Here is a 12,480-nt window from a genome sequence, read left to right on the forward strand (position 1 = left end):
CCTCCTCGTGGGTTCATGTCAGGCAGCCGCCGGGACTCACTGACTCGTCGGATCGTTCTGGTTCCTCAGACCGTTCCGGTCGTTCGGATTGACCGGATCGTCCGGCAGTCCGTCCGTCGGGGTCGTCGTCGTACCCGTCGGCGTGTTGCTCGGCCCCTTGGTCGTCGGCGAGGTCGACGGGCTCGCCGGGGTCGTCGACGTGCTGGGCGGCGTGGTCGTCGGCTTCTTCGTCGTCGGCGACGACGAGGGCGAGTCGCTCGGCGACTGGGTGAGGGTCGGCGTCACGGTGGGCTCGATCGCCGCGCCCTGGGTGGTCTCCAGGTCGAACTTGGTGACCTTGCCCATCGCGCCGAAGGTGTACGCGGCCCAGATCTGCGCCGGATAGCCGCCGCCGTTGATGCGGCCGCTGCCCGGGATGAGACCCGTGGCGCCCTTCAGGGTGACCTGGCTCTGGTTCTTCGCGCTCTCGCCGAACATACCGACCGAGGTGACCAGGTTCGGCGTGTAGCCGGTGAACCAGGCCGACTTGTTGCTGTCGGACGTACCGGTCTTGCCCGCGACCTGCTGGCCGCGCCGGTCCGCCGCCTGGGCCACCGAGGTCTGGGCCGTACCGTCGTCGACCACGCCGGTCAGCACGGACGTGACCGTGTCGGCGGCCTCGCGGGTGATGACCCGGTCGCCGATCGGGTCCGGGAACTTGACCTGACGGTCCTTGTGCTCGGCCGACCTCACGACGGCCGGGGTGACCTTCTTGCCGTGGTTGTCGAGGGTCGCGTAGATCCCCGCCATCTCCAGCGGGCTCGCGCCCATCGAGCCGAGGGTCTGCGCGGGCACCGCCTCGAGACCCTTGGTGTCCATGCCGAGCTTGCCCGCCACCTTCAGCACGTCGTCCATGCCGACGTCGACGCCCATCTGCGCGAAGACGGAGTTGATGGACGCGTTCATGGCCCGCTGGACGGTGACCTTTCCGTAGCTGCGGTTGTCCTCGTTGGGCGGCGCGAACCCGACCTTGTCGCCGTTGTCCAGGACGGGGCGCCTGCTCGTGCCGTCGTAGATCGTGTTGGCGTTGATCGCCTTGCCGTCCTGCGTGCTGGCTCCCTCGTCCAGGGCGGCCGCGAAGATCAGCGGCTTGAAGGTGGAGGCGGGCTGGTAGTCGCGGCGGGTCGCGTTGTTCAGGTAGTGCTTGACGTAGTTCTGGCCGCCGTAGAGCGCGAGGACCTTGCCCGTCTTCGGGTCGACGGACGCGGCGCCGGCCTGGACGTCGCCGTCCACCGGGCGCTTCTTCGCGTTCAGCTTGCTGGTCAGCTTCGCCTTGACGGCCGCCTCCAGCTGGTCCTGCTTCTTCTTGTCGATGTTGAGCGTGAGGGTCCAGCCGCCGGCCTTGACCATCGCCTCGGCGGTGCCCAGGTCGGAGGCGGCGCCCTGGGCGACGAGCTGCTTCATCAGCGCCGCGTTGGCCGCGTCCACCAGATAGCCGGTCTGCCCCTCCATGCCGGGCGCCGCCCTCGGGGGCTTGGGCGTCGGGAACGTCATGCCCTCGCGCTTGCCGGAGTCCAGCCAGTGCTCCTCGACCATGTTGTCCAGCACGTAGTTCCAGCGGTCTTTCACCAGCTTCTTGCCGGTGTCCGTCGCGATGGCCCAGTCGTACTGGTTCGGGGCCTGGAGCAGCGCGGCGAGATACGCGCCCTGCCTTACCGAGAGGTCCTTGGCGTCCACGCGGTAGTACGCCTGGGCGGCGGCCTGGATGCCGTAGGCGCCGCGGCCGTAGTAGCTGGTGTTGATGTAGCCCGCGAGGATCTGGCTCTTGGTCTTCTGGCGGTCGACCTTCAGCGAGATGACCAGTTCCTTCAGCTTGCGCGTGACGGTCTGGTCCTGGCTCAGGTAGAAGTTCTTGACGTACTGCTGGGTGATCGTCGAACCACCCTGCTTGCCCTTGCCGGAGAGGGTGTTGATCAGACCGCGGGCCGTGCCCCTGAAGTCGACGCCGGAGTCCTTGTAGAAGGACTTGTTCTCGGCGGCGACGAAGGTCCGCTGGACGCCCTTGGGCACCTCGGAGAGGTCGACGATCTCACGGTTGCGGGTGCCGGTGCGGGCGAGGGGCGAGCCGTCGCTGTACTCGTAGACGTTGCTCTGGAGCTTGGCGTCCGCGTTGCCCTTGGGGACGCTGATCATCATGTAGAGCACGATGAAGGCGCCCATGCCCAGCAGGCACAGGCCGAACAGCGTGCCGAGGATCTTCTTCCAGGTGAACAGCCTGCGTATCCGGCCCTTGCCGGCGCCGGCGCTCTTGGCAGCCGTCCTCGACGAGCCCTGGGGCGCCGCGCGGCGGCCACCGCGCTGCCGCGCTCGTCTCTCTTCCGCTCGTCCCATGGGTCCGTCCGCTCCGCTTCCTTCTCGCGTGTCACACAGGTTCGTCGCACAGGTCAGCTCAGAAAGCTAACACCGCGCGATATGACAAAGGGCCGTCGATCCCGTCTTTTACGGACGTGAGAATCAGCACCTGCCCCATCAGAACCGACCGCTCTGGGGCGTGGAAGGTTGCCGTGTTGGCTAATGTGATATCACTTAGCTAGATTGAAGCTAAGCGGCACGCACACCGTGCCGCAGCGAACCGCATGCCGAACCGCATGCCGTACGAATCGGGGGACCGCCATGTCCACGCACGACTCCACGCACGACTCCACACCCGCCGCCGACGTACCCGAGATGCCCGCACCGCGCGTGCGGGAGTTCGCCGCGCACAGCATCGGTGGCGGCCTCGCGCTGCTGCTCGGGCTCGTCGGACTGCTCCTCGGCGCCGGGATGATCGCGGGCGCGACGACACTCGCCGCGACCGGCGCCAAGGCCGCACTGATCGTCGGCGGCATCCTGATCGCCATCGCGGCCTTCCTCGCGATGTGCGGTCTGAACACGGTGGCGCCGGGTGAGGCCCGCGTCGTCCAGCTCTTCGGGCGGTACCGGGGGACGATCCGGCAGGACGGCCTGCGCTGGGTGAACCCCTTCACCTCGCGCACGAAGATCTCGACCCGCGTACGCAACCACGAGACCCCCGTCCTCAAGGTCAACGACGCCTACGGCAACCCGATCGAGCTCGCCGCGGTCATGGTCTGGAAGGTCGAGGACACCGCGCAGGCCACCTTCGAGGTGGACGACTTCCGGGAGTTCGTCGCCACTCAGACCGAGGCGGCGGTGCGGCACATCGCCATCGAGTACCCGTACGACTCCCATGACGAGGACGGCCTCTCGCTGCGCGGCAACGCGGAGGAAATCACCGAGAAGCTCGCCATAGAACTGCACGCGCGCGTGGCAGCGGCCGGCGTGCGGATCATCGAGTCCCGCTTCACGCATCTCGCGTACGCTCCCGAGATCGCCTCCGCGATGCTCCAGCGACAGCAGGCCGGGGCGGTCGTCGCGGCGCGGCGGCAGATCGTGGAAGGCGCGGTCGGGATGGTCGAGGCGGCGCTCGCCCGGATCACCGAGCGGGACATCGTGGAGCTGGACTCCGAGCGGAAGGCGGCGATGGTGTCGAATCTGATGGTGGTGCTGTGCGGGGACCGCGCACCGCAGCCCGTCCTGAACACGGGCACCCTCTACCAGTGACGGCTCCTTCGGAGGGCACCCCTTCGCCGGGGCGGCGGCCGCAGCAGCAGCGCAAGCAGGTGCTGCTGCGGCTGGATCCGCTCGTGTACGAGGCGCTGGCGCGGTGGGCCGGGGACGAGTTGCGCTCCACGAACGCGCAGATCGAGTTCCTGCTGCGGCGCGCTCTCGCGGAGGCCGGCCGCCTGCCGGGGGAAGCCGGCCCGATCCCCCGCCGGGGTCGGCCCCCGGGAGGCTCCACCCCCGGACCCTCCTCGACCTGAACGGCCTCCTCCTCATCACCGGGGAGGGGGCCGATGGCGTGTCGCAGAACTGTGACAATCGGCCCCACCTGCACTCTCGTACGCCCCGGCACCACCTAGACACTGCGCGTATACATGCGGCGTATACACCGTGTGTAGTGTGCTCCGCATGTCCATCGGTCACACGCTCCTAGGGCTCCTCGAGTCCGGGCCCTGTCACGGTTACGACCTCAAACGGGCCTTCGACGAAAAGTTCGGTCACGACCGGCCGCTGCATTACGGCCAGGTCTACTCGACCATGTCCCGCCTCCTGAAGAACGGCCTCGTCGAGGTCGACGGGATCGAGGCCGGCGGCGGCCCCGAGCGCAAGCGGTACGCGATCACCGACGCCGGGATCACCGACGTGCAGCAGTGGCTCGCGACCCCGGAGAAGCCCGAGCCGTATCTCCAGTCGACCCTCTACACCAAGGTCGTCCTCGCGCTGCTCACCCACCGCGACGCGTCCGAGATCCTCGACACGCAGCGCTCCGAGCATCTGCGCATGATGCGCATCCTCACCGACCGCAAGCGCAAGGGTGATCTGGCCGACCAGCTCATCTGCGACCATGCCCTCTTCCATCTGGAGGCGGATCTGCGGTGGCTGGAGCTCACCGCGGCGCGCCTCGACAAACTCGCCGAGGCGGTGACGACCCGATGACTCCTGCTGGTTCTCTGCTGGCCGCGACGGATCTGCGGAAGACGTACGGTGCGACGACCGCTCTGGACGGCGCCGAGTTCTCGATCCACCCCGGCGAGGTCGTCGCGGTGATGGGCCCCTCCGGCTCCGGCAAGTCGACCCTGCTGCACTGCCTCGCCGGCATCGTGCCGCCCGACTCCGGCTCGATCACCTACAACGGGCGCGAGATGGCCGGTATGAGCGACACCGAGCGCAGCGCCCTGCGGCGCTCCGAGTTCGGGTTCGTGTTCCAGTTCGGGCAGCTCGTGCCGGAGCTGACGTGCGTGGAGAACGTCGCCCTGCCGCTGCGGCTGAACGGCACCGGCCGCAAGGAGGCCGAGCGGATCTCGCTGTCGTGGATGGAGCGCCTGGAGGTCGACGACCTCCAGGGCAAGCGCCCCGGTGAGGTCTCCGGCGGCCAGGGGCAGCGCGTCGCCGTCGCCCGTTCCCTCGTCACCAGCCCGCGCGTGCTGTTCGCCGACGAGCCCACCGGCGCCCTCGACTCCTTCAACGGCGAACGCGTGATGGAGCTGTTCACCGAGGCCGCCCGCTCCACCAACGCCGCCGTCGTACTCGTGACGCACGAGGCGCGGGTCGCCGCGTACTCGGACCGCGAGATCGTCGTACGCGACGGCAGGTCCCGGGACATGGAGCGCATCGTATGAGGGTGCGTCAGTGGTCCAGAGACCTGGCCATGGGGGCCAGATTCGCCTTCACCGGCGGACGCGAGGGCTGGATGCGGGCCGTGCTCACGGCCGTCGGGGTCGGGCTCGGGGTGGCCCTGCTCCTGATGACGACCGCGATACCGAGCGCGTTGCAGGCCCGGAGCGACCGCGAGACGGCCCGTACGGACATCACCTACGGCAACACACACATACCGAAGGCCTCCGACCGGACCCTGCTGGTCGCGCGCGTCGACGACGAGTACCGCGACAAGGCCATCCGCGGACGGGAGCTGGAGGCCGAAGGGCCCCGGGCGCCGCTGCCGCCGGGTGTGCGGAAGCTGCCGAAGCCGGGTGAGATGGTGGTCTCGCCCGCGCTGGCCGACCTCCTGAAGTCCGGCAACGGGAAACTCCTGCGCGAGCGGCTGCCGTACCGCGTCATCGGCACCATCGGCGAGCCCGGCCTCATCGGCTCGGCCGAACTCTCCTTCTACTCGGGCGCCGATGACCTCGCCCCGCGGATCAACGGCTCCGAGGTCACCCGCATCGACCACTTCGGACAGCCGCTCGGGCCGCCCGACAAGCTGGACCCGGTGCTGCTCCTGCTGATCCTCGTCGTCTTCGTGGTGCTGCTGATGCCGGTCGGCGTCTTCATCGCCGCGGCCGTGCGCTTCGGCGGCGAGCGGCGCGACCGCAGGCTCGCGGCGCTGCGTCTGGTCGGCTCCGACAGTCGGATGACCCGGCGGATCGCCGCCGGCGAGGCGCTCGGGGGCGCCGTGCTCGGGCTCGTCTTCGGCACGGTCTTCTTCCTGCTGGCCCGTGAGGTCGCCGGCTCCGTCGAGGTCTTCGGCCAGAGCGTCTTCCCGAGTTATCTGAACCCGACTCCAGCGCTGGCCGCGCTGATCGCCGTCACGGTGCCCGGCGCCGCGGTGCTCGTCACCCTGTTCGCACTGCGCGGGGTCGTCATCGAGCCGCTCGGTGTGGTGCGTACGGCCAAGCCCGCGCGGCGTCGGCTGTGGTGGCGGCTGCTGCTGCCGGTGGGCGGGCTCGCGATGCTCTACCCGATGATCGGGCAGGGCAACACCAGCGGGAACTTCAACCAGTACCTGGTGATCGGCGGCGTCCTGCTGCTCCTGGTCGGCGTCACGGCGCTGCTGCCCTGGATCGTGGAGACGGTGGTCGGCCGGCTGGGCAGCGGTGGCGTGGCATGGCAACTCGCCGTGCGACGACTGCAGTTGAGCAGCGGCTCGGCGGCCCGCATGGTCAATGGCGTCGCCGTGGCGGTGGCCGGCGCGATCGCCCTGCAGATGCTGTTCGCCGGCGTCGAGGGCGACTACACCAAGGCGTCGACGAACGATGTCATGCGGGCGCAGATGGAGGTGCGCCTGCCGTACGACGTCCCGCTCGACCAGGCGCGCGAGCAGCTCGCCCGGACCAAGGGCGTACAGCGGGTCACCGCGATCGGCTCGGCCTCGACGGGCGACAAGAAGAAGGACGCGGACCTGTCCACGTCGATGACCGTCGGCGACTGCGCGTCGCTGCGCGAGGTGGCCAAGCTGCCGACGTGCCACGACGGTGACGTCTTCGCCGTCACGGACGCCGAGTACGACACGGACCTACGGAAGCTGGCCAGGCCCGGCCGCACCATCTACATCGACCCCTCCTACAGCGGGGCCGTGGCGAACAGGCAGGTCCCCTGGACGGTGCCGCGGGACATCAAGAAGGCCGGGGTCCGCAAGGACCCGACGAACAGCGAGCGCGGCGGCTTCCTGCTCACCCCGGGCGCGGTGCCCGCGAAGGCCGTGCCCGCCATCGAGGGCAGCGCCTTTCTGCAGATCGACCAGTCGGTGCCGGACGTCTACGAACACGTCCGCAACACCACGGCGAAGCTCCACCCGCTCGCCCACGCCTGGACCTGGGCGTCGGCCACGAGGGACACGAGCTACGCGTCCATCCGCACCGGCCTGTCCGTCGGCGCGACCTGCGTGCTGTTCCTGATCGGCGCGAGCCTGCTGGTCTCGCAGCTGGAGCAGCTGCGCGAACGCAAGAAGCTGCTGTCCGCCCTGGTCGCCTTCGGCACCCGGCGCCGCACGCTGAGCCTTTCGGTGCTGTGGCAGACGGCGATCCCGATCGCGCTGGGTCTCGTACTGGCGTCGGTGGTCGGTCTGACTCTGGGCATCGTCCTCCAGCGGATGACGGACGTCTCGGTGCGCGTGGACTGGTCGAGCCTGCTGACGATGACCGGCAGCGGCGCGGGAGTCGTGCTGCTGGTGACCGCCCTGAGCCTGCCGCCGCTGCTGCGGCTGATGCGGCCGGACGGGCTGCGCGCGGAGTAGCGGTCCCGGACATGGCGGTGGGCCCCTCCCGGCCGGAGGGGCCCACCGCCGTGTCCGGACTCAGAAACGCCGTAGTCCCGTACCGGGCAACGGACTCGGGCCGGCCGTCGCGGCTCGGTCGTCGCGGCCCAGGACCCGTACGGGCAGCGGCCGCAGGGCCTCGCGGAGGGCGTCCGCGAGCTCCTCGTACTCCGCGCCCCGCGCGGCGCCCGCCCGCATGGCGAGGGCCACGCGCCGGGTGGGTGCCGGGTCCGCGAAGTACCCGGTGAGGAGTTCCTCGCTGCGGGTCGTCTCGACCTTGACCGCGGTACGCGGCAGCAGGGTCACGCCGAGGCCGCCGGCGACGAGTTGGACGAGGGTGGACAGGCCGGCCGCGGTGGTGGTGACCGGGGCGTCCGCGCGGCCCGCCTCCCGGCAGATGTCGAGGGCCTGGTCGCGCAGGCAGTGGCCCTCGTCGAGCAGCAGGAGGTTGAGCTCACGCAGCGCCTCGCGCGGGATGCCCTCCCGGCCGCCGAGCCAGTGGTCGAGCGGGGTCACGAGCACGAAGTCCTCGTCGAACAGCGGAAGCTCGACGATGCCGGGCACACCGAGGGGCACGGCGAGCAGCAGCAGGTCGAGCCGCCCGACCGCGAGGCCCTCCAGCAGGTTGGCGGTCTGTTCCTCGTGGACCTGGAGGTCGAGGTCGGGGTAGCGGTCGTGGACGAGCCTGAGGACGGTCGGCAGCAGATACGGCGCGACGGTGGGGATCACCCCGAGCCGCAGGGCCCCGGTGAACGGGGCGCGTACCGCCTCGGCCTCCTCCATCAGCGCGCCGACCTCGTCGAGCACCGCCTTGGCGCGTACGGCGAGACGGGCACCGGCGGGCGAGAGCAGGACCTTGCGGGTCGTACGCTCGAGGAGGGTCACCCCGAGTGTCTCCTCCAGGGCGGAGACCGCGCCGGACAGCGCGGGCTGGCTCATGCCGATCGCGGCGGCCGCGTCGCGGAAGTGCAGATGCTCGGCGACGGCGGCGAAGGCCCGCAGCTGGGCGAGGCTGGGCTGGCGCCGCCCGTTCGTCCTGGTCCCGGCCATGGCCGTACCCCTCACGCGTATCCCTCACCCATCGTCACTGATAGCTGTCACCGATCAACACGACCCAGTGTAGCTATTTCACTAATCAATGCGCCTTGTGCCAACATCAACAGCGTCCAACCCATGGGATACACCCTCAAAAGGGGTGTCTCCTCGCTGCAAGGAGAGCGTGTGCTCACTGTCGGTGACAAGTTCCCCGAGTTCGATCTGACCGCCTGTGTCTCGCTGGAGAAGGGCAATGAGTTCCAGCAGATCAACCACAAGACCTACGAGGGTCAGTGGAAGGTCATCTTCGCGTGGCCCAAGGACTTCACCTTCGTGTGCCCGACCGAGATCGCGGCCTTCGGCAAGCTGAACGACGAGTTCGCCGACCGTGACGCCCAGGTGCTCGGCTTCTCCGGCGACTCCGAGTTCGTGCACCACGCCTGGCGCAAGGACCACGACGACCTGCGTGACCTGCCGTTCCCGATGATGGCCGACTCGAAGCACGAGCTGATGCGCGACCTCGGCATCGAGGGCGAGGACGGCTTCGCCAAGCGCGCCGTCTTCATCGTCGACCAGAACAACGAGATCCAGTTCTCCATGGTGACCGCCGGCTCCGTCGGCCGTAACCCCAAGGAGGTCCTGCGGGTCCTCGACGCCCTGCAGACCGACGAGCTGTGCCCGTGCAACTGGACCAAGGGCGAGACCACCCTTGACCCGGTCGCGCTGCTGGCTGGTGAGTGATCTTCCATGGCTCTCGATGAACTGAAGGCCGCCGTACCGGACTACGCCAAGGACCTGCGCCTGAACCTGGGCTCGGTCATCGGCAACTCCGACCTGCCGCAGCAGCAGCTGTGGGGCACGGTGCTGGCGTGCGCGATCGCGTCGCGTTCGCCGCGCGTGCTGCGCGAGCTGGAGCCTCAGGCGAAGGCGAACCTGTCGCCGGAGGCGTACACGGCCGCCAAGTCGGCCGCGGCCATCATGGCGATGAACAACGTCTTCTACCGCACGCGGCACCTGCTGTCCGACCCGGAGTACGGGACGCTGCGCGCCGGGCTGCGGATGAACGTCATCGGCAACCCTGGTGTGGAGAAGGTCGACTTCGAGCTGTGGTCGCTCGCGGTGTCCGCGGTGAACGGCTGCGGTCAGTGCCTCGACTCCCACGAGCAGGTGCTCCGCAAGGCGGGCGTCGACCGGGACACGATCCAGGAGGCGTTCAAGATCGCGGCGGTGATCCAGGCGGTCGGTACGACGCTGGACGCCGAGGCGGTTCTCGCGGAGTAGTTCCTACGCGGCGTGCGGCCCCGTCCACCCTTGTGGTGGGCGGGGCCCATGTGTTTCCCGCCCCCGCCGTGGCGAGGGAAGGCCGCTACGACGCCGGCGCCTCGGACGGCTCGGTCGGGGTCTGCGCCGGTGGGGTCGCCGTCGTGGCCTGGCGTACGGCCCGGTCCTGGGAGTACGAACGCAGGGACCCGACCACCGTGTTCGTCACCGCCACCAACGGCACCGCCACCACCGCACCGCCGATCCCCGCGACCATTCCGCCGGCCGCCACCGACAGCACCACCGCCAGCGGGTGGACACGGACCGCGCGGCCCAGGATGAACGGCTGGAGGATGTGGCCCTCGATCTGCTGGACCGCGAGCACCACCGCCAGCGTCAGCACCGCCGTGAAGACGCCCTGGGTCACCAGCGCCACCACGACCGCCAGCGCGCCCGACACCACCGCGCCCACCAGTGGGATGAACGCGAAGAGGAAGATGAAGACGGCGAGCGGTACGGCCATCGGGACGTCCAGGAAGTAGATTCCCAGGCCGATGAAGATCGCGTCGATCATCGCCACTATCACCGTGCCGCGCACATACGCGGTCAGCGTCCGCCAGGCCCGCGGCCCCGCTCCCGCGACGCCCGGCCGGGCCGCCGACGGCACCAGCTTCAGCGTCCACTCCCAGATGCGCCGGCCGTCGTAGAGCAGGAACAGCGTCGAGAACATGGTGAGCAGGATGCCGGTCAGCGCCTCGACGATGACCGTGACGCCCTCCAGACCCGCGGACGTTATCTGGTCCGTGTTCGCGCCGACGGCCTCGCGCAGGTTCTTCGCGATCTCGTTGATCTGCTTGGGCGTGACGTGGAAGGGGCTGTTCAGCAGCCACTTCCGCAGTTCGTCGATACCGTCCTGGACCTGGTTGGAGAGGTTGTCGATGTTCTCCATGACCTGCCAGGTCACGAACCACCCGATCAGACCCATCACGACGAAGCCGAGGATCGCGGTCAGCGCGGTCGCGAGGCCGCGCGGCACGCCGTGACGGGTCAGGCGTGCCACGGTGGGCTGAAGCAGTGCCGTGATGAGCAGCGCGGCCACGAAGGCCAGCACGACCAGCTGTACGGCGCTGATGACCCGCATCAACACCCAGACGGTGCCCGCGAGTACGAGCAGCCGCCAACCGGCCTCCGCCGCGACCCTCATCCCCCACGGCACGGCCACGGCGGGATCGGGACGGGCGGAGACGGCGGGAGCGTACTCGGGAGGGGGCGGGACGTGGTCCGGGGTCTGAGCGGGAACCGGGGGCGAGCCGTCCGACGGCGCGTCGGACGTCTCCTTCTCCACCTCGGCGCGGCGCTCGTCCAACCGCTCACCCATCTCGGTCAGTCCGGCGCCGAGCCGGCCGATCCACCGTGGCACCTTCGACATGATCCGTCCTCTTCCCCCGTTGCTCCCCACCACTCCCCCCTGGAGTCGTCGGTTCCGACCGTACATGGCCGGGGCTCCCACGACCGAAGCCCCTCACCTTTAGACGGTGAGGGGCTTCGGGAGGTTGAGCGGCGGCCGGGGCCGCGGTCGGCTCAGTACCAGTGGTTGGCCTGCCAGAAGGACCAGGCCTCGCACGGACTGCCGTAGCGGCTGTCCATGTAGTTGAGGCCCCACTTGATCTGGGTGGCCGGGTTGGTCTGCCAGTCGGAACCGACGGACGACATCTTGGAGCCGGGCAGCGCCTGGAAGAGACCGTAGGCGCCGGAAGAGGCGTTGACCGCCTTGTAGTTCCAGCTGGACTCGTGGTCCACGATGTTGCTGAAGCACTGGAACTGGCCGCTCGGCACCATCTGGGTCGCCATCGCCTGGATCTGCGCGATGGTGTACGAGCCCTGGACGGGGAAGCTGGTGGAGCGGACCGAGGCGCGGCTGGCCTTGGTCTCGGCCTCCTTGCGCGCCTTCGCGTCGGCTTCCGCCTTCTTCGCGGCCTTCTGCTTGGCGACCGCGTCCTCGGCTGCCTGCTTGCGGGCCGACGCCTCGGCGTCCTTCTTGGCGCTCGCATCCGCGGCGATGGCCTGTGCGTCGGCCTGCTGCGTCAGGGATGCGGTCTGTACCTGGGCCTGCTGACCCGCGGGGATGTCCGCGAGAAGCGTCGAGTCGCTCGCCAGTGCTTCGGCGTCGCTCGAGGGCTGCCCGGTGCTGCCCGAGGCAACACCAGTCACGGCGCCGACAGCGGTGACCGCGGTGGCCGAAGCCACTGCGAATCCCCGGACCGAAATCCGGCTCACACGGTTTCCTTCCAGCATCGCCCGCCACAGGTGACCCTTGCGGACGCAATCGTGCCCTTGACGCTGGCCTCCCAACTGCTTGGTCACGGGAGGCGCGGGCCCGGTGGGCAACTCCCTTGAGGGGAGCGCCGCGTGGTACTCGGGCGGCATACGACGGCTCTATGGAGTTCTGGTGCTTCTGCTGTGCCGTACCGCTGGGGGTACAGGTGTGTCGTATGCGGGGCCTGACAGGAAGGAGACTCTGCCGCACCCGGATACCGCGAGGCAATTCTGCGTTGCGTGTGAAAGCTCACATGCCGTTTGACCCCAGGGAAATCCGGAAAGCCCCACACGCC

11 protein-coding genes are annotated in these 12,480 nt (G+C 69.3%); 7 read left to right on the top strand and 4 right to left on the bottom strand.

Annotated features, from left to right (window positions below):
• Positions 1–36 precede the first annotated feature (36 nt).
• Entirely contained in the window at positions 37–2,370 is a 2,334-nt protein-coding gene (locus tag SAVERM_RS16700) for a transglycosylase domain-containing protein (protein WP_010984655.1), read from the bottom strand.
• A 282-nt stretch (positions 2,371–2,652) separates the two neighbouring features.
• On the opposite strand from SAVERM_RS16700, the gene SAVERM_RS16705 reads away from it, so the two are divergent.
• The 5 genes from SAVERM_RS16705 (at position 2,653) to SAVERM_RS16725 (ending at position 7,552) form a co-directional block, all read left to right on the top strand.
• Positions 2,653–3,600: an SPFH domain-containing protein gene (locus SAVERM_RS16705; protein WP_010984656.1), complete on the top strand. Its 948-nt coding sequence runs from the start codon at positions 2,653–2,655 to the stop codon at positions 3,598–3,600.
• The gene (locus SAVERM_RS16710) at positions 3,597–3,860 is read left to right on the top strand and encodes a type II toxin-antitoxin system antitoxin (protein WP_010984657.1); all 264 of its coding nucleotides are present in this window, start codon (positions 3,597–3,599) and stop codon (positions 3,858–3,860) included. Before SAVERM_RS16705 ends, SAVERM_RS16710 begins: the two co-directional genes overlap by 4 nt.
• A gap of 148 nt (positions 3,861–4,008) precedes the next feature.
• Positions 4,009–4,536, top strand: coding sequence for a PadR family transcriptional regulator (locus tag SAVERM_RS16715; RefSeq protein ID WP_010984658.1), 528 nt, complete (start codon positions 4,009–4,011; stop codon positions 4,534–4,536).
• Complete coding sequence (locus SAVERM_RS16720) at positions 4,533–5,219, top strand: ABC transporter ATP-binding protein (protein WP_010984659.1); 687 nt, start codon at positions 4,533–4,535, stop codon at positions 5,217–5,219. Before SAVERM_RS16715 ends, SAVERM_RS16720 begins: the two co-directional genes overlap by 4 nt.
• Positions 5,216–7,552 carry an ABC transporter permease gene (locus SAVERM_RS16725; RefSeq protein ID WP_010984660.1) on the top strand — a complete coding sequence of 779 codons (2,337 nt, stop codon included), beginning with the start codon at positions 5,216–5,218 and terminating at the stop codon, positions 7,550–7,552. The genes SAVERM_RS16720 and SAVERM_RS16725 overlap by 4 nt, the downstream gene beginning before the upstream one ends.
• Before the next feature lie 60 nt (positions 7,553–7,612).
• On the opposite strand, the gene SAVERM_RS16730 is transcribed toward SAVERM_RS16725, so the two are convergent.
• Positions 7,613–8,623, bottom strand: a complete 1,011-nt coding sequence (locus SAVERM_RS16730; protein ID WP_010984661.1) for a LysR substrate-binding domain-containing protein — start codon at positions 8,621–8,623, stop codon at positions 7,613–7,615.
• 171 nt (positions 8,624–8,794) lie between these two features.
• Here SAVERM_RS16730 and SAVERM_RS16735 point away from each other — a divergent pair, with 171 nt between their 5' ends.
• The gene (locus tag SAVERM_RS16735; RefSeq protein ID WP_010984662.1) at positions 8,795–9,349 is read left to right on the top strand and encodes a peroxiredoxin; all 555 of its coding nucleotides are present in this window, start codon (positions 8,795–8,797) and stop codon (positions 9,347–9,349) included.
• A gap of 6 nt (positions 9,350–9,355) precedes the next feature.
• A complete protein-coding gene (locus SAVERM_RS16740) occupies positions 9,356–9,889 on the top strand; it encodes an alkyl hydroperoxide reductase (RefSeq protein WP_010984663.1) in 534 nt (177 codons plus the stop codon).
• Between the two features lie 85 nt (positions 9,890–9,974).
• Here the strand turns inward: SAVERM_RS16740 and SAVERM_RS16745 are convergent, their stop codons facing one another.
• Together SAVERM_RS16745 and SAVERM_RS16750 are read right to left on the bottom strand one after the other, a co-directional pair.
• Complete coding sequence (locus SAVERM_RS16745) at positions 9,975–11,297, bottom strand: AI-2E family transporter (RefSeq protein WP_010984664.1); 1,323 nt, start codon at positions 11,295–11,297, stop codon at positions 9,975–9,977.
• A 152-nt stretch (positions 11,298–11,449) separates the two neighbouring features.
• Positions 11,450–12,163 carry an aggregation-promoting factor C-terminal-like domain-containing protein gene (locus tag SAVERM_RS16750; RefSeq protein WP_010984665.1) on the bottom strand — a complete coding sequence of 238 codons (714 nt, stop codon included), beginning with the start codon at positions 12,161–12,163 and terminating at the stop codon, positions 11,450–11,452.
• Positions 12,164–12,480 lie beyond the last annotated feature (317 nt).

Origin of the sequence: Streptomyces avermitilis MA-4680 = NBRC 14893 (assembly GCF_000009765.2) — a bacterium.
GTDB classification, from domain to species: Bacteria; Actinomycetota; Actinomycetes; order Streptomycetales; family Streptomycetaceae; genus Streptomyces; species Streptomyces avermitilis.